Raw genomic sequence first — 19,825 nt, 5'->3', positions numbered from 1 at the left:
CGCCGACGTCGCCTAGAATGACTTCATCATGAGCACCATCGAACAGAGCGCACCACACACCGAGCAGCCCCGCACTTACGAAGTGCGCTCGTTCGGCTGTCAGATGAACGTGCACGACTCCGAGCACCTGCGCGGGTCGCTTGAGGCCGCCGGTTACGTCGAAGCAGACGGGCAGGAGCCCGACGTCGTCGTGCTCAATACGTGTGCCGTTCGTGAGAACGCCGACAATCGCCTCTACGGCAACCTCGGCTACCTGGCCTCGGTCAAGCGCGAGCACGAAGGCATGCAGATCGCCGTCGGAGGCTGCCTCGCCCAGAAAGACCAGGGCCGCATCATCGAGAAGGCCCCCTGGGTCGATGTGGTCTTCGGAACCCACAACATGGGTTCGCTGCCGGTGCTGCTCGAACGTGCACGACACAATCATGAGGCTCAGGTCGAGATTCTCGAATCGCTCGAGGTCTTTCCGTCGACTCTGCCCAGCAAACGGGAGTCTCATGCTTCGGGCTGGGTCTCGATCTCGGTGGGCTGCAACAACACCTGCACGTTCTGCATCGTCCCATCCCTGCGCGGCAAAGAGCAAGACCGGCGCCCGGGCGACGTGCTCAGCGAGGTCGGAGCCCTCGTCGATCAGGGCGTGATCGAGGTCACGCTGCTCGGGCAGAACGTGAACTCCTACGGCGTCGGCTTCGGCGATCGCAGAGCGTTCGGCAAACTGCTGCGCGCTGCCGGTGACATCGACGGCCTGGAGCGCCTGCGCTTCACCAGCCCGCACCCGGCGATGTTCACCGACGACGTCATCGAGGCCATGGCTGACACCCCTTCTGTCATGCCTCAGCTGCACATGCCCTTGCAATCGGGCTCTGACCGGGTGCTCAAGGCGATGCGTCGCTCGTATCGCAGCGCCAAGTTCCTGCGCATCCTCGACAGTGTTCGAGACCGCATGCCCGAGGCCGCCATCAGCACAGACATCATCGTCGGATTCCCTGGTGAGACCGACGAAGACTTCGAGCAGACGCTCGACGTCGTGCGCCGGTCGCGCTTCGCGAGTGCGTTCACGTTCCAGTACTCGATTCGTCCCGGCACGCCCGCCGCCACCATGCCCGATCAGGTGCCGAAGGCCGTGGTCCAAGAGCGCTACGAGCGACTGGTCGAGGTGCAGAACCAGATCTCGCTCGAAGAGAACCGTCACCAGATCGGCCGCAGCGTCGAGGTGCTGGTCGCCCCGGCAGAAGGCCGCAAAGACCATGCGAACCATCGTCTGAGCGGCCGTGCCGCCGACAACCGTCTTGTGCACTTCAGCGTGCCGGTCGGGGCAGAAGAGCCGCGTCCCGGCGACTTCGTGACGGTGCCCGTGACCGAGGCAGCACCGTTCCATCTGCTGGCCGATCCGAGCGCAGACCAGTACCAGGTGCGTCGAACGGTGTCTGGTGATGCCTGGGAGGCAGCCGAAGCCGACGCCTGCGCCGTCGACGACGGACGAGTCAGCCTCGGCATGCCGAGCATCCCCACCAGAGCCACCACTGCGTCCCGATGACGCTGACCGTCATCGGAGGCGCCACCGCCACGGGCAAGAGCGCACTGGCCGTCGACGTCGCCCTCGCCCTGCGTGAGCAGGGCATCCCCAGTGAGATCGTCAACGCCGATGCGATGCAGGTCTACCGGGGCATGGATATCGGCACGGCGAAGATCACCTCGCTCGAACGCAGTGACGTGCCCCATCACCTGCTCGACGAGCTCGACGTCACTGAGGAGTCGACGGCGGCCTGGTACCGAGAGCGTGCCCGGGCCGTCATCACCGAGATGCAGCGCCGCGGTGTGCACCCCATCATGGTGGGGGGCTCAGGGTTCTACATCGAGGCGGTGATCCGCCGACAGTCGATGCCGGGAACCGACCCGAGCATCCGGTCGAGACTCGAGCTGCAGGCGCTGCGGCTGAGCGACGAACAGCTGCATCAGCGGTTGCACGCAGTCGACCCGATCGCAGCCGGGCGCATCGACCAGCGCAACCGACGTCGGGTCATTCGCGCGATCGAGGTGTATGACCTCACCGGCCGCCCTTTCAGTTCGTTTCGCGCCGAGACAGCAGCCCTGTGGCAGCCGACGAGTCTCTTCGTGCTCGAAGACGACCGCGCAGTGCTCAACACACGCATCGCCGAGCGCGCCCGGGCGATGTGGCGTGACGGCATGCTCGACGAGGTGCGAGCGCTCGAGCGGCTGGGGCTCGCGTCCAGCCCGACGGCGATACACGCCACAGGCTATCGAGAAGCGCTCGACCAGCTGCACGGCGCATGCTCCGAGGCCCAGGCGATCAGTGCCACGGTGCTCGCCACGACGAGACTCGTCAAGAAGCAGCGCACCTGGTTTCGGCGATACCATGATGCTGTGCGGCTGCAGACCGGTGACCCGCGGAATATCCAGCGCATCGTCGACGCTGTGGTCGACGACCTCGCACCAGGCGCAGATGCGCTGGCAGATCACGAAACGGAGCGACGATGACCACGATTGCGTTCACCAAGGGGCAGGGCACCGGCAATGACTTCGTGCTGGTCGAAGATGCCGAGGGTGCGCTCGACCTCGCGCCTGAGCAGGTCGCGCAGATCTGCGATCGACACTTCGGCGTGGGAGCCGACGGACTGATCCGCGTCGTGCGATCGGCGCACCTGCCCGAGGGGCGCACGCTGCTGGCCGAAGAGCCCCGCGCGGAGTGGTTCATGGACTACCGCAACGCCGACGGCAGCATCGCCGAGATGTGCGGCAACGGCGTGCGCGTCTTCAGCCGCTTTCTCACCTCACGGGGCCTGGCCGCGATCACGCCGGGCAGCACACTGCCGGTCGCCACTCGCGCCGGCATCAAAGACGTGCAGACTGCGGCGGCCGGCTTCCAGGTCGACCTCGGACGCTGGAGCCTGGTGCCCGGCGACGTCACGGTCGACGACGAACTCGGCGACGCGAGCCGGCCCGGCCTCGGCATCGATCTGGGCAACCCGCACGTGGTCGTCCTGCTGCCGGATCGCGCCACGCAGCAGCAGCTGCGACTGATCGAGCAGCCCGTGCTGACCCCGGCTCCGGCAGCCGGGGCGAACGTCGAATTCGTCGCGCTGGGGGAGCAGCCCATCGTCGACGGCGTCGGACAGATCAGCATGCGCGTCTTCGAACGCGGTGTCGGCGAGACCCTGTCGTGCGGCACCGGCACTGCAGCCGCCGCACTGGCCACCCGTCACTGGATGGGGGAGCACGCCCCGAACCTGTGGCGGGTGCAGGTGCCGGGTGGAGCGCTCACCGTGCGCATGTTCGCCGCCGAAGACGGCGAGCACGTGGCGTTGGGCGGGCCTGCCGAGCTGGTCTTCGACGGGTCGTTCACCCTGGTGTGAACGGGCCCGTTCTCATTCGCCCAGCCTGTGAACGTTCACGTCGTGTTCACAGCGACCGAGGCGGTGCATGCGATAACGTGCACTCATGACTGAATTCCGGTATCTGGGCGACAGCGGCCTCAAAATCTCATCCCTCATCTTCGGCAACTGGCTCACGCACGGGTCGCAGGTCGAGAACGACGCGGCGATCGCCAGCGTGCACGCGGCGCTCGATGCGGGGGTGACCTCGTTCGACACGGCCGACGTCTATGCCAACACGAAGGCTGAGTCGGTGCTCGGCGAGGCGCTGCGCGGGCAGCGACGCGAGTCGCTCGAGATCTTCACCAAGGTCTACTGGCCGACCGGACCCAAAGGGCACAACGACTGCGGTCTGAGCCGCAAACACATCCTCGAATCGATCAATGGCTCGCTCGAACGGCTCGACACCGACTACGTCGATCTGTATCAGGCGCACCGCTACGACACCGAGACCCCGCTTGAAGAGACCATTCAGGCGTTCGCAGACGTCGTCAGCGCCGGCAAGGCGCTCTACATCGGCGTCTCAGAGTGGACGGCCGACCAGCTGCGCGCCGGGCAGGAGCTCGCTCGTCAGGCCGGCTTCCGCATCATCTCGAACCAGCCGCAGTACTCGATGCTGTGGCGCGTCATCGAGGGCGAGGTCGTGCCCGCGTCGAAGGCACTCGGCATCTCGCAGATCGTCTGGTCGCCGCTCGCGCAGGGAGTGCTCACCGGCAAATACCTGCCGGGTCAGCAGCCGCCGGCCGGCAGTCGCGCCACCGACGAGCACGGCGGAGCTCAGACGATCGCACCCTTCCTGCATGACGATCTGCTCGCAGCCGTGCAGCGACTGCGTCCCATCGCCGACGACCACGGCATCACCCTCGCGCAGCTGTCGCTGGCGTGGGTGCTGCACCGCGACGGCATCGCGGGCGCGATCATCGGCGCCTCACGGCCCGAGCAGGTCACCTCGAACGTGCAGGCCGCCGAGGTCGAACTCGACGACGCGACGCTCACTGCGATCGACGAGGTCATCCTGCCCTTCGCCGAGACCGATCCGGCCAAGACGGCCGAGCGGGCGCCCAAGACGCGTCCCTGCTGATCGACGAATCGTCGCGGCTGCCCGTGAACGACGTGAACGACGAACGCGCTCAGTCGCGCAGTCGCAGCGTGCGGCGCAGCGCTCTCGCCTGCATGCGATCGAGCGCTGCGCCGCCGTCTCTCACCTCGGTGTGGTGCACTTGAAAGAGTCTGCGCACCTGGGCCCAGCTGCCCCGGTCGCTGCGGTCCCAGGCACCGTAGCCCAGAAACAGATGATCGGCGTCGTCGTCGTGGTCTCGGCTGGTCAGATAGACCATCAGCAGGTCGCCTCGGTCTGAGATCGACCCCACCACGACGCAGGGGCGGTCTTTGCCGTGATCACCGCGCTCGTCGAAGGGCACCCACGTCCAGACGATCTCGCCGAAGGCATAGCCGGTGGATGCGTTGGGCACGTCCGTCCACTCGGTGTCAGCCGACCGAAGCCCGCGCAGCGAGACCTCGATGCATGCACCCGAAGACGACGACCAGAACCCGCTCACCTGCGCCCGCCCATCAGCGTGCCCCGACGACCGACTCGTCGAGCGCCAGCTCTTCGGCGTCGAGCCCGGCCATCACCTCGCGCATCAGCTCTTCGTCGATGTGCCCGGCGTTGCGCTCGCGCAGCAGGATCTCGCGCCGAGTGCGCAGCACCTGGCGGCGCAGCTCGGTGATATGCCGAGATGCGAGTGCGGTGACTTCTTGGTGTTCTGCTGCGTCGAGCTGGTGCTCGATGCGGCTCAGTCGCGACTCGATGTTCGTGATCGCCCGGTCGACGGCTTCGTCGCCGAACTTCTTGCGCCAGTTGCCCTCACGCCTCTTGACGAAGTCGGTGGCCTCGGCCAGACTCGTGCGCAGCAGCCGCTGACGTGCGGCGCGATCGCGCTTGGGCTGTTCTTTGTCTTCGACGTTGAGCACTCGGATGAGCGTCGGCAGGGTCAGTCCCTGCAGCAGCAGCGTGCCGACGGTGACGACGAACGCGATGAAGACCAGCATGTCGTGCCCGGGAAAGCGCGACCCGTCAGAGAGCATCACCGGGATGCTCAGCGAGGCCGCCAGCGTCACCACACCGCGCATCCCCGTCCACGAAAGCACCAGCAGCTCGTTCCACTTGAGAGGATCCTGCGAACTGCCGAACGCTCTGACGGTCTCTTTCGCACGAACGGCGAAGCGTCGGGTCGAGCTGTTCTCGGGCGTCAGCACCATGATCGACCGGGTCAGCAGACTGGGGTCTCCTGAGGCAGCTCGACGGCCGGGTGGGGTGGATGCGTCGGCTGGGTCAGGCGATCTGCCACGTCGGCCTCGGCTCAGGCGCATCACCAAGAGCTGCAGCCCGTAGGTGGTGAACACGAAAGCCGGCCGCACCAGAATCACGGCGACGAGCACCAGAGCGGCGACGCTCAGGCTCCATAGAATGCCGCGTCCGCCGTCGACCAGGCTCGTGCTGACACTGTGCAGCTGCAGGCCGATGAGCGCGAAGACCATGCCCTCGAGCAACACGTCGATGGCGTTCCAGAGTGGTTCGTCCTGCAGACGGGTGCGGTAGTTGAACGTGGGAGACGCGTAGCCGACCAGGAGACCGGCTGCGACGACGGCGAGCACGCCCGAGCCGCCGAAGTGCTCGGCGCCGGTGTAGGCGAAGAACGGCAGCAGCAGCCCGAGCAGCGACTCGATCACCGGGTCGTTGAGCCGTCTGCGCAGCCAGTTGTAGACCACGCCCATGACCACGCCCAGGCCGATGCCGACACCGACGGCCAGACCGAAGATGCCGAGATCGTCGGCGAAGGTGAGGGCCGCCCCGCCGACCAGGGTGAGGGCCACCTTCATCAGCGTCAGCGAGGTGGCGTCGTTGATGAGGCTCTCGCCGAGCAGCACGGTCATCAGGCGTCTCGGCAAATTCAGCTTGCGCCCGACCGACGCAGCCGACACGGCATCCGGCGGTGCGATGATCGCGCCGAGCAGCAGCGCCGCAGCCCAGGTCATATCGGGAATCACCATATAGGCGATGAAACCGGCCACGGCTGCCGTGACGACCACCAGCACGACGCCCAGCATCGAGATGTCGCGCAGGTTCTTGCGAAAGCTGATCACCGACACGTTGAGGGCTGACGAGTACAGCAGCGGCGGCAGCACCAGCGTGAGAATCAGCTCGGAGTCGATGTCGAAGTGGGGCACGAAGGGCAGAAACGAGATCGCCGAGGTGAGGATGACGATCACCAGGGGAGACGACCAGCCGCGTCGGCGCGCGAAGGCGGTGATGAGCACCGACATCATGAGCAGGGTGAAGAGCAGCAGGTGGTTCATGGGTTCCCTCTTCAACTGTGTGACGGTTGACCGAGTCGCGGTGCAGATTGGTGCCGATGATACATCGTGTCTGCGCAAGAGCCGTGGCCCCGGCCGGAACCGATAGTTTAATGAAACATTTGATCGTCATAAGGGTGGCCTGAGCCGACGGTCTGGCCGGATGCCTCCTCCGGCATCCGTCTCGGCGATCGCTCGCTGGTTGCGCGCGCCGCACTGTGCTCCCCGACATCTGTCGGGGTAGACTGGGTCATCATGACCACAGACCTTTTCTCTCACGCGACCGGTTCTGACATCCGCGTGCGTTTCTGCCCGTCGCCCACCGGCACACCCCACGTCGGCATGGCGCGCACCGCACTCTTCAACTGGGCCTATGCTCGCCACGTCGGCGGCACATTCGTCTTCCGCATCGAAGACACCGACGCCGAGCGTGACAGCGAAGAGAGCTATGCGCAGATCGTCGAGGCTCTGCGCTGGCTGCACCTCGACTGGGACGAAGGCATCGACGTGGGCGGCCCGCACGGTCCGTACCGTCAGTCGCAGCGCGGCGACATCTATCAAGACGTCATCGAAAAGCTGAAGGCCGCCGGCTTTCTCTACGAGAGCTACGTCACGGGTGAAGAGATGGAAGCCCGCAACGTCGCACAGGGGCGCAACCCCAAGCAGGGCTACGACAACTTCGAGCGCGACCTCACCGACGAGCAGCGCGCGGCATACCGTGCCGAGGGGCGTCAGCCCGCTCTGCGCCTGCGGGTGCCCGACACCGACCTCTCGTACGACGACTTGGTGCGCGGCGAGATCGTGTTCCCGGCCGGCTCGTTCACCGACTTCGTCGTGGTGCGCCCCAACGGGCAGCCGCTCTACACGCTGGTCAACCCGGTCGACGATGCGCTGATGGGCATCACCCATGTGCTGCGCGGCGAAGACCTGCTCTCGTCGACGCCTCGGCAGATCGCTCTGTACCACGCACTGATCGAGATCGGGCTGACCACGTTCATCCCGCGTTTCGGCCATCTGCCCTTCGTGATGGGCGAGGGCAACAAGAAGCTCAGCAAGCGCGACCCCGAGTCGAACCTGTTCAACCACCGCGACAACGGGTTCATCCCTGAGGGGCTGGTCAACTACCTGGCGCTGCTGGGCTGGTCGATCGCCCCCGACCGCGACGTGTTCAGCCCGGCCGAGCTGGTCGAGCACTTCGACATCGTCGATGTGAACCCGAACCCGGCGCGCTTCGACCTGAAGAAGGCCACGGCCATCAACGGCGATCACCTGCGTGCTCTTGATGCGGCAGACTTCGAAGCTCGACTCGTCGAGTTTCTGCAGCACGGCGGGCTCGTCAGCACACCGCTGAGCGACCGAGAGGCCGAGATTCTGCATGAGGCGTCGCCACTGGTGCAGCCGCGTCTCAACGTGTTGGGCGAAGCCCCCGACATGCTGCGTTTTCTGTTCATCACGGCAGATCAGATCGAGTATCAGGATGACGCCATGAAGCTCAAGGGCGATCCCGCAGTGGTGGTCTCGGCTGCGCGGGCTGCGCTCGAGGCGCTGCCGGCCACCAGCTGGAACACCGATGCCATCCACGCCGCGCTGCAGACGGCGCTGGTCGACGGTCTCGGCGTCAAGCCGCGCCTGGCATTCGGGCCGATCCGCACGCTCATCTCTGGCCGCAGAGTCTCTCCGCCGCTCTTCGAGTCGCTCGAGATTCTCGGCCGCGATGAGACGTTCGCGCGGTTCGATCGCTTCTCTGCGATGCTCGCCGAGCGCGGTCTCTGACACACGGGTGGCATCCAACCCCGTCGAACGGCACGGTCACAGAGAGGTGAGCTGCAGATGAACAACTACGACTGCATCGTGGTCGGCGGGGGACCGGCCGGGCTGAGCGCCGCACTGGTGCTCGCCCGGGCCCGGCGCGAGGTGCTCGTGGTCGACGGCAATCGCCCGCGAAACCGTGCGACCTATATGTCGCACGGTTTCATCACCCGCGACGGCACCCCGCCGATGACGCTGCGCGAGCTGGGTCGCGAAGATCTCGCGACGTACCCCAACGTGCACTTTCAATGGGGCGAGGTGCAGCGCATCACGGGTGTCGACGGCGCATTCACCGCATCGATCAAGGGAGTGCGCGGCGGGCCCAGCGGCGAGGTGCAGGCCCGTAAGGTGCTGCTGGCGACCGGGGTGCTTGAGACCCTGCCGCAGGTGCCAGACCTGATCAGCTACTACGGCTCGACCATCTTCAGCTGTGTGCACTGCGACGGCTGGGAACGCCGCGAGCAGTCGCTGGTGGTCATCGGCGAGAACCCCGAACTGGTCAACACCGCCAAGCGAGCGTCGCAGTGGGCCGATCACGAAGTGGTGCTCACGAACGGCTCGGGCATCATCGAGGCGCATCAGGCCGAGGTGCTGGGCCGACAGGGCATCGAGGTCGACGACACCCCGATCGCAGCGCTGCACGGCGACGGCAGCCGTCTCGAGTCGGTCGAGCTCGCAGACGGCCGCGTGCTGCCGGCGACCGGCGGGTTCGTGCAGCCCGAGTGGAGCCTGCCGCAGGTCGTCGCCGACCTTGTGCCCACGGCTGGCGACCTCGGAGGCGTCAAGACTGACGAGTACGGTCGCTCAGGCGTCGACGGAGTCTATGCCGCCGGTGACGTGCGCGGCATCACCCCGTCGCAGCTGATCATCGCTGCGGGTGAGGGTGCTCGGGCCGGCATCGGGCTGAACAACGATCTGATCTTCGCGACGTTCGACGCGCCAGGTCGCTGAGGCCGCCGTCGCCGGCTGTGTACCGTACAATGGTCGCAACCTAATTCCCGGCGGTGCCGGTGTTCGGCACGGCCGACGACAGAAGGAGGTCTGCCATGCAGATCAGCGTCCTGGCACGGGGAGTGAAAAACTCCGATCGTTTCGAGAACTATGTTGATCAGAAAGCCGACAAAGTCACGCAGCTCTCAGACCGCGCTCAGCGGTTCGAGGTGAAGGTCTCGAACATCAACGACAAGACTCCCGATCTCGGCGAACGTGTCGAACTCACCGTGATCGCTCCTGGCCCGGTGATTCGTGCCGAGGCCGAAGGCGGCGACCGCTTCTCGGCGTTCGACCAGGCGCTGGGCAAGCTCTCAGAGCGTCTGCGGCGCAGCAAAGATCGCCGCAAGATCTCGAAGGGTCGCCCCAGCCGTGTTCAGGTGAGTGTGGATGCCGGAGTCGTCGTGCCTGACGCCTCGGTCGCGAGCGAGGCGGCTGTCGACGAGCAGCCGGAGTCGCCGCTGGTGATCCGTCGCAAGGAGTTCCCAGCCGAGCGACTGTCTCCCGAGCAGGCCGTCGACCGCATGGAGCTGGTCGGGCATGACTTCTATCTCTTCGAAGACGTCGAGACCGGCAAGTCGAGTGTCGTCTACCGCCGCAAGGGCTACAACTATGGCGTGATCGCCTTGGGCGAGGCCGAAGAGACCATCGACGAGTGAGCTCGATCCTGGACGGTTTGGCTCCAGCCGCTGAGGTCACGCTCTGAGCGTCTGAGCGTCTGGGCGTCTGAGCGTCTGAGCGTCTGAGCGTCTGGGCGTCTGAGCGCCTGAATTGTTGAATCCCCGTGTCTCTGACGAATATGTCGAGACATGGGGATTCATCGTCTGCGGGGTATGTCGAGGCTGTCGATCATCGCGGTGGTGCGGTGCGCGAGTCAGGGCGATGCGTGCCTTTCGCGCATGTGTGCGGAGTTCTGCAGCAGGTGTCTGTGACTGCGTCTGCGAGATGTCCTGTTCTGGCACATCCCTGCGCCAGCAGACCGTCACACGACCATTCCGGTTCTACACTCGGTCTTCGGGTCGACGCTCAGAAGTCGCCTCACTCACGCGATGTGGCGTCGAAGTGCCGCACCGCGATCAGCAGTCAGGATTCTCGGGGCCGACGGGGAAGTGCCTCGATCGGTGCGGCGAACGCCACGCGAAACCGGACCAAGGAGATCCATGCTGCAGTATCAGACTGTGAACCCGGCCACGAACGAAGTCGTGGCCACTTTTCCGAACGCGACTGACGAGGAGATCCTCGACAAGGTCGCCAAAGCACACAATGCCTTCCTTGACTGGAGAAACACTCCGCTGGCCGATCGTGCCGCTGTGCTCGCCAAGGCGGCCGACCTGCTGCGCGCCGACAAGCAGAAGTACGCTGACATCCTCACCCTCGAGATGGGCAAGCTGACCGCTGAGGCGCTGGGCGAGGTCGATCTCTCAGCCGACATCCTGCAGTACTTCGCCGATCACATCGACGAGCTGCTGGCACCGCGCGTGCTCCCCGTCGCCGACCCGGCAGAGGGCAAGGCACAGCTCGTGACGCAGCCTCTCGGCGTGGTCTACCTGATCGAGCCCTGGAACTTCCCCTACTACCAGATCGCCCGTGCCGCTGCGCCGCAGATCGCCGCCGGCAACACCGTGATTCTCAAGCACGCCGAGATCGTGCCGCAGGCCGCGCAGGCGTTCGACGACCTGTTCCGCGCCGCCGGCGCACCCGAGGGCGTCTTCGCCAACGTGTTCGCCACGCATGAGCACACCAAGCTCGTGCTCGAAGACGATCGCGTCGTCGGCGTCGCGCTCACCGGCAGCGAGCGGGCGGGCTCGGCCGTCGCATCCGTCGCCGGGGCGGCCATGAAGAAGGCCACCCTCGAACTCGGCGGCTCTGACGCGTTCATCGTGCTCGACGACGCCGACCTCGACAAGGCGGTGCACCTCGCCGTGCGCGGTCGCAACTGGAACGCGGGGCAGGTGTGCGTGTCAGCCAAGCGCATCATCGTCGTCGACGCGCTCTACGATGAGTTCCTCGAGAAGTACATCGCCGAGGCGAACGCGACGATCAAGCCCGGCGATCCGAAAGATCCGCAGACGACGATGGCTCCGCTGTCGTCACAGCGCGCCAAAGAGATGCTGACCGCACAGGTCGACGGCGCCGTCGCAGCCGGTGCCACCAAGGTCGAGGTCGGCGCGCCGATCCCGGCTCAGGGCGCCTACTACCAGCCGGCCGTGCTCACCGGCGTGACCCCGGAGAACCCGGCCTACCACCAGGAGCTGTTCGGCCCGGTGGCCACGTTCTACCGTGCGAAAGACGAAGACGACGCCGTGCGCATCGCCAACGACTCGCCCTACGGTCTTGGCGGCTCGGTGTTCACCGCTGACGAGGCGCGTGGCGTCGAGGTGGCCAAGCGCATCGACACCGGCATGGTGTTCGTGAACCATCCCACCGGGGTGTTCGCCGACATCCCGTTCGGCGGCATCAAGCGCTCGGGCTTCGGCAACGAGCTGATCGATCTCGGCTTCGACGAGTTCGTGAACAAGAAGCTGATCGACGTGCAGGACATCAACACGCCGTTCTGATCGGCCTGAGCGTCGCTCTGGTCGTCCGAACCAGCGGCGCTGCAGCCAGTGTCAACAACGAGCCCCGGCCCAACTCTGGTGCCGGGGCTCGTTCGCGCTGTGTGCGATGCTCCGATCAGCGCAGCAGTGTGACGACCTGGTCGGCGATCAGTGCGACGCCGAAGCAGAGCATCAGAATGCCCGAGACGATCGAGATCGGCTTGAAAACGCCCGGATGCCGGTCGAGCACGCGCACCGCCGCCAGCGCCAGCAGCGTATAGAAGCACATCGTGGCCAGCACGTGCACGCCGCCGAGCATCGCGGTCTGCGCGCTCAGCGACCACGCGGCGTCGGGACTGATGAACTGCGGCAGTATCGACAGGTACAACAGCACGACCTTGGGGTTGAGACCGCTGACTCCGGCGCCTTTGGCGACGACGCGCCCGAGCGGATGCTGCGGCTGGGCGACCAGCGCCGGCAGCGTGATCGATCTGGTCACCACCGGGATGGTGCCGGTCGTCGTCGAGATCGCCTGCGCCTGCACAGGAGCCGGCAGGACGAACCCGTCAGGATGCCGCAGCGACTGCACGCCGAGCCAGCACAGATAGGCCGCCCCCACGAAGGTGAGCGTGGTGAGCGCGCCGGGCAGCAGCGCCAGCGCTACGGTGAGCCCTGCGGTCGCGAGAATCGTGTGGCCGGCATAGCCGATCAGCAGCCCGCCGATCGATGCCATCGCCTCGCGCGTGCTGCGCGCATGCGAGAGAATGTACGCCCAGTCGGCACCCGGTGTGATGATGACGATGAGGCTCACGGCGAAGAACGCCGGCAGCAATGCGGTATCCATAGAGTGAATGGTATGTGCACAGCTTTCGCATGTGGTGCCAAGTCTGGTTCGCAGAGGGTCGAATAAAGATATAATCTTGCGCATGGATGCCACGGATAGAAAGATCCTTGCGTTGCTGCAGAAAGATGGTCGTCAGACCGTCACCGAACTCGCCGAAAAGGTGCAGCTGAGCGTCTCGCCGTGTCTGCGGCGCGTGCGTCAGCTGGAGCGCACCGGCGTCATCACGGGCTATCACGCCAGCATCGACCCACGAAAGGCCGGCCTGGAGTTTCAGGCGCTGCTCTTCATCACGGTGAGTCGCAGCGACGCCGTCACCATGGCGGCCATCGAACGCTCGCTGGCAGACCTCGACGAGATCATCGAGTGTCAGCGTCTCTTCGGTGAGCCCGATTTTCTGGTCAGAGTGCTCACACGCACGCTCGCCGACTACCAAGAGCTCTACGACCAGCGCATCTCGGTCATCCCCGGCATCGAGCGCATCCGCTCGACCCTCGTCATGCGTTCGGTCGTGGTGAGTCGGCCGATCCCGCTCTAGGGTCAGACCGCCTGCATCACGCGGATGCGGGCGAGAATCGCCTGACGCGAGATCTCGATCTCAGGGGCGATGCGATCCCACCGGTGGGGAACTCCGGGATAGACATGCAGCTCGGTCTGCACCCCGGCCTGCAGCAGCCGGCTCGCGAAGGCGATGTCTTCGTCGCGAAAGATGTCGAGCGTGCTGGTGTCGATGAAGGTGTCGGGCAGGCCCGAGAGATCATCGGCGCGCACCGGTGTCGCATAGACCGACGCAGGCTCGTCGGCGGCGGCCTGATCTGCGAGCAGCGCCTGCCAGGCGGTGATGTTGTCGTTGTACGTCCAGGTGAGGTGCTCGTCGAGCAGCGGGTCTGAGAGCACCGTGCGGTCGTCGAGCATCGGTGCGATCAGAATCTGGGCTGCAGGGGTGGGGCCGCCACGGTCGCGGCTGAGCAGGGTGAGGCCTGCGGCCATGCCGCCGCCGGCGCTGTCGCCCATGACGAAGATGCGGCGAGCATCGGCATCGAGCTCGTCGAGATGCTCGAACACCCAGGTCAGCGTGCTGTAGGCGTCTTCGAGCGGGGTGGGGTGCGGATGCTCGGGTGCGAGACGGTATTCGGGTGCCAGCAGCGCGACCCCCGAGCGGGCCACGTAGTCGGCGATCGAGGCGTCGACCTGATCGAGCGTGCCGACGAACCAGCCGCCGCCGTGCAGAAAGAGGCCGAGGGGGCCGGGGCGCCAGTCGAGCGGCAGATACAGTCTGGCGCGCAGTCTGTGGCCGTCTGGTGTGGGAATCGGGTAGTCGCGAGTGACCACCTCGGGCGTGCGGGCCGGATCTGTCACGAAGCCGAGACGCAGCGCCGCACGTCGCCGGCGCCCCTCGACGTCGCCGACGGGCAGCTTGGCCGGGCGCACTTTCGAATAGAGATCGTCACGCTCCAGAAAGGCACGAAACTCTGGGTTGATCGTCCAAGTCATGAGACCACTTCCTCTCCAGCGACTGTGATGGATGGGTGCCTCTATCGTTCCAGATCTGTATCGGCTTGTCGCGTGTCGATCTTGCGCGATCTCGTCGAGGCCGGTGCACGTCGCCGGCTCAGGCGGGCCGGTGCGCACCGGGCAAGTGGGTGTCGACGATGCCGATGGCCTCCATCAGGGCGAACATGGTCGTGGGGCCGACGAACGAGAACCCCTGCGCTCGCAGCCCGTCGGCCAGCGCACGCGACTCGGTGGTCTGGGTGGGGATGTCATGCAGGGTGAGCGGCGCATCCCACGTCGCCGGGCGGAACGACCAGACGAACGCGGCCAGCCCGCCGGAGTCGCGCATGGCGGCGGCTGCGCGCGCGTTGCGCACGGTCGCCTCGATCTTGCGGCGCTGGCGGATGATGCGCTCGTCGGCCAGCAGGCGGGCGACGTCCGATTCGTCGAAGGTGGCCACGGCATCCACCTCGAAGTCGGCGAAGGCGGCCCGAAAACCCGGCCGTCGGGCGAGGATCGTGCGCCACGACAGACCGGCCTGGAACGCCTCGAGACTGAGCCGCTCGAAGACGCCGCGCTCGTCGGTGACGGGCAGGCCCCACTCGGTGTCGTAGTAGTCGCGCAGCAGTGGGTCTGCGGCCGCCCACGGTGGTCGTGCCCGACCATCGGCGCCGACGACGAGGTCAGCCCCAGCCGAGTTCATGCAGCTTCTCTTCGTCGATGCCGAAGTAGTGCGCGATCTCGTGCATCAGGGTGATGTGCACCTGTTCGACGAGACTCTGCTCGTCGTCGACAATGTCGAGCAGCGACTCACGATAGAGCACGATGCGGTCGGGCAGGTCGACCATGCCGTAGTCGTCGCGCTCGGTCAGCGCGAGGCCGTCGTACTCGCCGAGCAGGTCGAGCGACCCGTCGGCGGGGCGGTTCTCGATGACGAAGACCACGTTGTCGAGCTCGTCGATCACCTGTTGCGGAATGTCGTCGAAGACATCGTCGACCAGCTCGGCGAAGCGGGACTCGTCCATCTCGATCGGCATGAGGTCATCATATCGATCGCCGACATCTGTCGCTGTCGAGTAGGGAGATCGAGGGTGCAGGGGGTAATCTGCCCCGGTGATCGCCGCGCTGCTCATTCTCGTCTTCATCGGCTCGTTCGCCCAACGCATCACCGGCCTGGGGTTCGGGCTGGTCGTGTCACCCTTCATCGTGCTGCTCTTGGGGCCCTACAGCGGCGTGATGATTCTGAACCTCGCAGCCATCGTCTCGGCGTCGCTGGTGCTCAGCCGCGTCTGGCGCGACGTCGACTGGCAGCGGTTCATCGGCTTCGCGCCCACGACGCTGCTCGGCATCGTGGCCGGAGGCATGCTCGCGCATGCGCTGCCGGGGGAGTGGCTCGAAGCGATCATCGGCGCGACGCTGATCATCGCGCTGACCGTCTCGCAGCTGATCGGTCGCACCTCGTTCGTCGCGGCGGGGCCGAGCTGGATCGCCGGCAGCGGGTTCGCGGCCGGTGCGATGAACTCGGCGGCGGGCATCGGCGGGCCGGCGATGACGGTCTATGCGGTGCTCTCGAAGTGGCCGCAGAAGTCGTTCTCTGCGACGCTGCAGCCGTTCTTCATGATGACCGGCATCGCCTCGTTCCTGGTGAAGTTTCTGATCGACCCGGGGCGTCTGGTCAGCCTGCCGGCGCTGGTCTGGATCGGCATCTTCGTCACACTGGTGCTCGGGGTGACCTGCGGCAGCCTGGTGGCGAAGAAAGTGCCGGCGGGTGCGGCGCGCATGGCCGTGCTCGTGATCAGCTATGCGGGTGGCGTGGTCACGCTGGGGCGCGGGCTGCTCGACATCTTCGGGGTGCAGATCTGAGTGGGTCTGGGGATGATGTGGGCCGGTCTGTCTCACCTCGGTCGGCCAGGCCGTCGGCGCCAGTTTCGTGTGGATGCGATGCGCACAAGACGACGCGAGCCTCGCGCTGGTAGCGCGTCTAGGAGAAACTCGCTGTTAGGAATGCATACATTCCGACCGCTTGAGCGGCAAGGAAAGAGAGGGTGACACCCCACGCGACCTGTGTCTCGAATCGACGTTTGCTGGGAATACCTATGCCGTTCTTTGGCCGACGGGCTGCTAGGCCGAGTGCGAATAGTCCGGTCGGGACGATGAGCATGACGTAGCGGTTGACGTGTGCGTTGCTTGCTCCGCGGCCGTTGTAGAGAATGTGCGAGTTCAGTGGGATCTGGGTCATCACGAACCCCAGCATGGCGAACCCTAGCAGCGACGCGACCAACGGGATCCAAGCCTGCTTCCTCGACAACAGAATGCTCGAGATCAGCTCATCTTTCGTGATGGGCGGGATGTTCTCAGCCTCAAGTTTGGTGTTGAACTCACTCAGAAGCCGCTCAAGCTCAGTTGAATCGCCGTAGGTTTGATGCCGCATCTTTTCGAGTTGAAAGGATGGCGTCATGCCAAAGAAGATTGATCCCCAGCTCCGTGAGCGAGCTGTGAGGTTGGTGCTTGAGCACCGGTCCGAGTAGCCGTCGAACGCGAAGGCGATTGCGGCTGTTGCCCGGCAGGAGGGCGTGGGTGCGGAGTCGCTGCGCCTGTGGGTGATCCAGGCCGAGATCGACGCGGGTGACCGTGACGTCAGACCACCGAGGAGCACGCCGAGATCAAGCGGTTGAAGGCTGAGAACCGTGCGTTGCGTGAGGACGTGGCGATCTTGAAAGCGGCGACGGCTTTCTTCGTGGGGGAACTCGACCCCCGGGGGCGTTGATCATGAGTTTCGTCGATCAGATGAGGTCGGAGGGCTTCGCCGTCGAGTCGATCGTCCGCGTCCTGCGTGAGCAGGGCGTGAAGGTCGCGGCAGGTACCTACCGGGCCTGGAAGCGTCCCCGTATCGCGCTCCGGAGATCACCGACGCGATGGAGCTCGACGCCGCCCGTGACGCCGCCTGGCGCGTCGAGGAGCTGCCTGATGGGACGACACGGCGTCGGATGACACCGGAGGGGCTGTACGGGCGGAAGAAGATGACCGCGTTCATCCGCCGGACTGCGATCGGTGACGCATCTCGGGGTGCGGTGGACCGTGCGATGCGGGTGCTGGGACTGTCAGGCATCACAAGGGCGAAAGGGTGTGCTGCAGCTTTGGTTGACTGTTTTCCTTATGCTGCTTGTGCAGTTGGTTGATAGGTTATCTCGTATTCGAGTGGGGTGAGTTTTCCGAGTGCTCGTTGTCTGCGTCGTCTGTTGTAGGTGCCGTTGATCCAGCGGACCAGCGCGAGGCGGAGCTCTTGTCTGGTGGTCCATTTCTTGCGGTCGAGAACGTTGGTCTGCACGAGGTTGAAGAACGATTCCATGGCGGCGTTGTCCGCGCAGGTCCCGACCGCACCCATCGACTGCGCCAGCCCGTTGGAGTCGAGAACGCGACGAAATTTCCGTGCCCGAAATTGACTGCCTCTATCGCTATGGACGATCAGACCGGGCGCGGGGGATCGCCGATTGATCGCGTCGGTGAGTGCTGCGACAGCGAGGCTGGCTTTCATTCTAGAGTCGATGGAGTAGCCCACGATCCGGTTGGAGAACACGTCTTTGAGTGCGCAGAGGTAGAGCTTGCCTTCGCGCGTCCAGTGCTCGGTGATGTCGGTCAACCACAACTGGTTCGGGCCGTCAGCGGTGAAGTCGCGACGGACCTTGTCCGTCGCAGTCGGCGGACCCCACGACCCCTTGCGCTTGCCCTTACCGGTGATGACCGAGCGGATCCCGTTGATGGAACAGACGCGCCAGACTCGCCGCTCCGACACGTCGAACCCGTCGCGTTCGAGCTCGTCAGCGATCAACCGGTACCCGAACTCTGGATCATCAGCATGCACATCCATGGCGGCGTTGGCCAGGTGGGCGTCGTCCCAGTCCCGCTGGCAGACACCGGCAGCCACCCACCGGTGATAGCCCTGCTTCGTGATACCCAGCACCCGGCACGTCACCGCGACCGGCACCCGAACACGGGCACCGGTCGCGGCCAGTTCTTGGACGAGCGGGTAGATTATTTTGGGAGACGCAGGTTCGCTTGAGACAGATACGCCGCTGCCCGGCGCAGCACCTCGTTCTCCATCTCCAGCTCACGAATCCGTTTCAACGCCTGCGCGGACGCTCTCATCGTCTCCGCGTCCCCACTCGTCGGCAGCCCATGAGCGGCGGCCTGGGCCTTGCGAACCCAGGCCTGCAGAGCAGACTTCGAGATGTCCAGATCCGCGCAGACCTGCTTCTGGGACATCCCCGACTCCACCAGACCCACCGCATCGGCCTTGAACTCATCACTGAATTTCCTCGGCATGATCAACATCCTCCCGCACGACCCGAAAGCCATGCAATCTCAGAGTCAACCAAACCTGCAGCACACCCTCAGGATCGGCGTTGAGCTCTGGCTGGCGAAGTTCCCGAAGCCGGTCGGCGACGACTGGAACGTCATGGCGTGGGAAGCAGCCATGCTCGATGCCATGCAAGAGGCGGGAATCCATGTTCCCCCACACATGACGAAGCGGATGGTCGTCGACGGCACGGCACGCACCGTGCTGTTCCTGAAACGGTTCGATCGGACTGAGGATGCTACCCGCATCCCGTACATTTCCGCGATGACGGCGCTCGAAGCCGTCGATGGCGACGGCGCGGACTGGGTTGACGTCGTCGACTTCGCACAGATGGCCGGGGCCGACACGACCGAGCTGTGGCGACGAGCCGTGTTCGGTGCTCTCACGGGCAACCTCGACGATCACCTCCGAAACCACGGCTTCCTCCGCCGCGGACCCGCATGGGCCCTCGCTCCCGCATTCGATGTCAACCCGACACCCCTCGGCGACGGCAACCAGCACCAGCTCGCACTCATGGGCGCCCACGACCTCGAACTCGACTCCTTCATGGAAAAGGACGCATTGGACCTGTTCAGCGTCAGCCAGACCGCAGCTCACGAGTTCCTCGGACGACTACGCCCCGCGCTGGCGACGCTGCCCCGCTACGCCGCCACCCATGGTGCCGACGCTCTCACCATCGAGGTCATGGCCCCTCGAATCGCTGCGGCCACGTCGGCAGTGAGCTGAGCGTAGGAGGGGTCTCCGGCAGCTTTGGTCGACTGCTCTCCGCACGAGGTTTCGCACTAGGCGTCCCAACCCTCGCACGGCGCTCACTCGTCGCTGCACTGCACATCTGCTATGATGTCTTGCTATTGCCCGTGACGGTCGAATCCCGATGATTCGTGAAGAGCAGCTTCAGCGCCCTGTCCACGGGCTGGCGGATGACAGCAACGTTTGCTGAGCCGCGGCACCGTAGCCCTCGCCCTGCGCCCGATGCGCGGCTGGTGGGCTGATCATGACGCACATGGTGCATCAGGAGATTCCTGATGCACTCCTTCGAGGTGCAGCCAGC

At 65.4% G+C, this 19,825-nt stretch carries 19 protein-coding genes and 1 pseudogene; 12 read left to right on the top strand and 8 right to left on the bottom strand.

The genetic code is table 11. From position 1 onward, the window contains the following. The first annotated feature begins 28 nt into the window (after positions 1-28). The 4 genes from miaB to LRX77_RS02775 all read left to right on the top strand — a co-directional run bounded on the left by miaB (position 29) and on the right by LRX77_RS02775 (position 4,470). Positions 29-1,534, top strand: a complete 1,506-nt coding sequence (gene miaB, locus LRX77_RS02790) for a tRNA (N6-isopentenyl adenosine(37)-C2)-methylthiotransferase MiaB (protein WP_231831317.1) — start codon at positions 29-31, stop codon at positions 1,532-1,534. Then, positions 1,531-2,496, top strand: a complete 966-nt coding sequence (gene miaA / locus LRX77_RS02785; RefSeq protein ID WP_231831316.1) for a tRNA (adenosine(37)-N6)-dimethylallyltransferase MiaA — start codon at positions 1,531-1,533, stop codon at positions 2,494-2,496. Before miaB ends, miaA begins: the two co-directional genes overlap by 4 nt. Next, positions 2,493-3,371, top strand: a complete 879-nt coding sequence (gene dapF, locus LRX77_RS02780) for a diaminopimelate epimerase (RefSeq protein ID WP_231831315.1) — start codon at positions 2,493-2,495, stop codon at positions 3,369-3,371. Before miaA ends, dapF begins: the two co-directional genes overlap by 4 nt. Positions 3,372-3,456: 85 nt before the next feature. Further along, positions 3,457-4,470 (top strand): aldo/keto reductase family protein, encoded by a 1,014-nt coding sequence (locus LRX77_RS02775; protein WP_231831314.1) that lies wholly within the window; start codon positions 3,457-3,459, stop codon positions 4,468-4,470. A 49-nt stretch (positions 4,471-4,519) separates the two neighbouring features. Here LRX77_RS02775 and LRX77_RS02770 read toward each other — a convergent pair whose 3' ends face one another. Then, positions 4,520-4,948, bottom strand: a complete 429-nt coding sequence (locus LRX77_RS02770) for a type II toxin-antitoxin system PemK/MazF family toxin (protein ID WP_231831313.1) — start codon at positions 4,946-4,948, stop codon at positions 4,520-4,522. Positions 4,949-4,961: 13 nt separating this feature from the next. After that, positions 4,962-6,749, bottom strand: a complete 1,788-nt coding sequence (locus LRX77_RS02765) for a cation:proton antiporter (RefSeq protein WP_231831312.1) — start codon at positions 6,747-6,749, stop codon at positions 4,962-4,964. 252 nt (positions 6,750-7,001) lie between these two features. Between LRX77_RS02765 and gltX the strand changes: the two genes are divergently transcribed. From gltX to LRX77_RS02745, 4 genes are all read left to right on the top strand, one after another. Then, positions 7,002-8,519, top strand: a complete 1,518-nt coding sequence (gltX, locus tag LRX77_RS02760) for a glutamate--tRNA ligase (protein ID WP_231831311.1) — start codon at positions 7,002-7,004, stop codon at positions 8,517-8,519. A 57-nt stretch (positions 8,520-8,576) separates the two neighbouring features. Further along, complete coding sequence (locus LRX77_RS02755; protein WP_231831310.1) at positions 8,577-9,506, top strand: NAD(P)/FAD-dependent oxidoreductase; 930 nt, start codon at positions 8,577-8,579, stop codon at positions 9,504-9,506. A 95-nt stretch (positions 9,507-9,601) separates the two neighbouring features. Beyond that, positions 9,602-10,204, top strand: a complete 603-nt coding sequence (hpf, locus tag LRX77_RS02750; RefSeq protein WP_231831309.1) for a ribosome hibernation-promoting factor, HPF/YfiA family — start codon at positions 9,602-9,604, stop codon at positions 10,202-10,204. 501 nt (positions 10,205-10,705) lie between these two features. Next, positions 10,706-12,103, top strand: coding sequence for an NAD-dependent succinate-semialdehyde dehydrogenase (locus tag LRX77_RS02745; protein WP_231831308.1), 1,398 nt, complete (start codon positions 10,706-10,708; stop codon positions 12,101-12,103). 115 nt (positions 12,104-12,218) lie between these two features. On the opposite strand, the gene LRX77_RS02740 is transcribed toward LRX77_RS02745, so the two are convergent. Further along, positions 12,219-12,926, bottom strand: a complete 708-nt coding sequence (locus LRX77_RS02740; protein ID WP_231831307.1) for a LysE family translocator — start codon at positions 12,924-12,926, stop codon at positions 12,219-12,221. A gap of 82 nt (positions 12,927-13,008) precedes the next feature. Here LRX77_RS02740 and LRX77_RS02735 point away from each other — a divergent pair, with 82 nt between their 5' ends. Next, positions 13,009-13,461, top strand: coding sequence for an Lrp/AsnC family transcriptional regulator (locus LRX77_RS02735; RefSeq protein ID WP_231831306.1), 453 nt, complete (start codon positions 13,009-13,011; stop codon positions 13,459-13,461). A gap of 2 nt (positions 13,462-13,463) precedes the next feature. Here the strand turns inward: LRX77_RS02735 and LRX77_RS02730 are convergent, their stop codons facing one another. The 3 genes from LRX77_RS02730 to LRX77_RS02720 form a co-directional block, all read right to left on the bottom strand. Beyond that, the gene (locus LRX77_RS02730) at positions 13,464-14,417 is read right to left on the bottom strand and encodes an alpha/beta hydrolase (RefSeq protein WP_231831305.1); all 954 of its coding nucleotides are present in this window, start codon (positions 14,415-14,417) and stop codon (positions 13,464-13,466) included. A 118-nt stretch (positions 14,418-14,535) separates the two neighbouring features. Beyond that, a complete protein-coding gene (locus LRX77_RS02725) occupies positions 14,536-15,120 on the bottom strand; it encodes a DNA-3-methyladenine glycosylase I (RefSeq protein ID WP_231831304.1) in 585 nt (194 codons plus the stop codon). After that, positions 15,101-15,454, bottom strand: coding sequence for a metallopeptidase family protein (locus tag LRX77_RS02720; RefSeq protein ID WP_231831303.1), 354 nt, complete (start codon positions 15,452-15,454; stop codon positions 15,101-15,103). Before LRX77_RS02720 ends, LRX77_RS02725 begins: the two co-directional genes overlap by 20 nt. 76 nt (positions 15,455-15,530) lie before the next feature. On the opposite strand from LRX77_RS02720, the gene LRX77_RS02715 reads away from it, so the two are divergent. Next, on the top strand, positions 15,531-16,280 hold the full coding sequence (locus LRX77_RS02715; RefSeq protein ID WP_231831302.1) for a sulfite exporter TauE/SafE family protein: 750 nt from the start codon (positions 15,531-15,533) through the stop codon (positions 16,278-16,280). A gap of 118 nt (positions 16,281-16,398) precedes the next feature. On the opposite strand, the gene LRX77_RS02710 is transcribed toward LRX77_RS02715, so the two are convergent. After that, positions 16,399-16,875, bottom strand: coding sequence for a hypothetical protein (locus LRX77_RS02710; protein ID WP_231831301.1), 477 nt, complete (start codon positions 16,873-16,875; stop codon positions 16,399-16,401). Here LRX77_RS02710 and LRX77_RS02705 point away from each other — a divergent pair. Beyond that, positions 16,874-17,539 (top strand): annotated as a pseudogene (locus tag LRX77_RS02705) (transposase); the annotation flags it as partial. The gene LRX77_RS02710 and the pseudogene LRX77_RS02705 sit on opposite strands and share 2 nt — an antisense overlap. A 32-nt stretch (positions 17,540-17,571) precedes the next feature. On the opposite strand, the gene LRX77_RS02700 reads toward LRX77_RS02705, so the two are convergent. After that, positions 17,572-18,740, bottom strand: a protein-coding gene (locus LRX77_RS02700; RefSeq protein WP_231831300.1) for an IS3 family transposase whose coding sequence is annotated in 2 segments (ribosomal slippage) — positions 17,572-18,461 and positions 18,461-18,740 — 1,170 coding nt in all. Because the reading frame shifts where the segments join, the coding sequence is not laid out codon by codon here. Between LRX77_RS02700 and LRX77_RS02695 the strand changes: the two genes are divergently transcribed. Further along, positions 18,739-19,500 carry a type II toxin-antitoxin system HipA family toxin gene (locus tag LRX77_RS02695; protein ID WP_231831299.1) on the top strand — a complete coding sequence of 254 codons (762 nt, stop codon included), beginning with the start codon at positions 18,739-18,741 and terminating at the stop codon, positions 19,498-19,500. The genes LRX77_RS02700 and LRX77_RS02695 overlap by 2 nt on opposite strands. The last annotated feature ends 325 nt before the right edge of the window (positions 19,501-19,825 follow it).

The organism is Pseudoclavibacter sp. 13-3 (assembly GCF_021168475.1).
Classification (GTDB): Bacteria; Actinomycetota; Actinomycetes; order Actinomycetales; family Microbacteriaceae; genus Pseudoclavibacter_A.
This window is presented reverse-complemented; position numbering and strand designations above follow the sequence as displayed.

Coding starts and splice junctions, on each gene's coding strand:
- miaB (WP_231831317.1), top strand. CDS start 29: ATGAGCACCATCGAACAGAGCGCACCACACACCGAGCAGCCCCGCACT.
- miaA (WP_231831316.1), top strand. CDS start 1,531: ATGACGCTGACCGTCATCGGAGGCGCCACCGCCACGGGCAAGAGCGCA.
- dapF (WP_231831315.1), top strand. CDS start 2,493: ATGACCACGATTGCGTTCACCAAGGGGCAGGGCACCGGCAATGACTTC.
- LRX77_RS02775 (WP_231831314.1), top strand. CDS start 3,457: ATGACTGAATTCCGGTATCTGGGCGACAGCGGCCTCAAAATCTCATCC.
- LRX77_RS02765 (WP_231831312.1), bottom strand. CDS start 6,749: ATGAACCACCTGCTGCTCTTCACCCTGCTCATGATGTCGGTGCTCATC.
- gltX (WP_231831311.1), top strand. CDS start 7,002: ATGACCACAGACCTTTTCTCTCACGCGACCGGTTCTGACATCCGCGTG.
- LRX77_RS02755 (WP_231831310.1), top strand. CDS start 8,577: ATGAACAACTACGACTGCATCGTGGTCGGCGGGGGACCGGCCGGGCTG.
- hpf (WP_231831309.1), top strand. CDS start 9,602: ATGCAGATCAGCGTCCTGGCACGGGGAGTGAAAAACTCCGATCGTTTC.
- LRX77_RS02745 (WP_231831308.1), top strand. CDS start 10,706: ATGCTGCAGTATCAGACTGTGAACCCGGCCACGAACGAAGTCGTGGCC.
- LRX77_RS02740 (WP_231831307.1), bottom strand. CDS start 12,926: ATGGATACCGCATTGCTGCCGGCGTTCTTCGCCGTGAGCCTCATCGTC.
- LRX77_RS02735 (WP_231831306.1), top strand. CDS start 13,009: ATGGATGCCACGGATAGAAAGATCCTTGCGTTGCTGCAGAAAGATGGT.
- LRX77_RS02730 (WP_231831305.1), bottom strand. CDS start 14,417: ATGACTTGGACGATCAACCCAGAGTTTCGTGCCTTTCTGGAGCGTGAC.
- LRX77_RS02725 (WP_231831304.1), bottom strand. CDS start 15,120: ATGAACTCGGCTGGGGCTGACCTCGTCGTCGGCGCCGATGGTCGGGCA.
- LRX77_RS02720 (WP_231831303.1), bottom strand. CDS start 15,454: ATGCCGATCGAGATGGACGAGTCCCGCTTCGCCGAGCTGGTCGACGAT.
- LRX77_RS02710 (WP_231831301.1), bottom strand. CDS start 16,875: ATGACGCCATCCTTTCAACTCGAAAAGATGCGGCATCAAACCTACGGC.
- LRX77_RS02695 (WP_231831299.1), top strand. CDS start 18,739: ATGATCAACATCCTCCCGCACGACCCGAAAGCCATGCAATCTCAGAGT.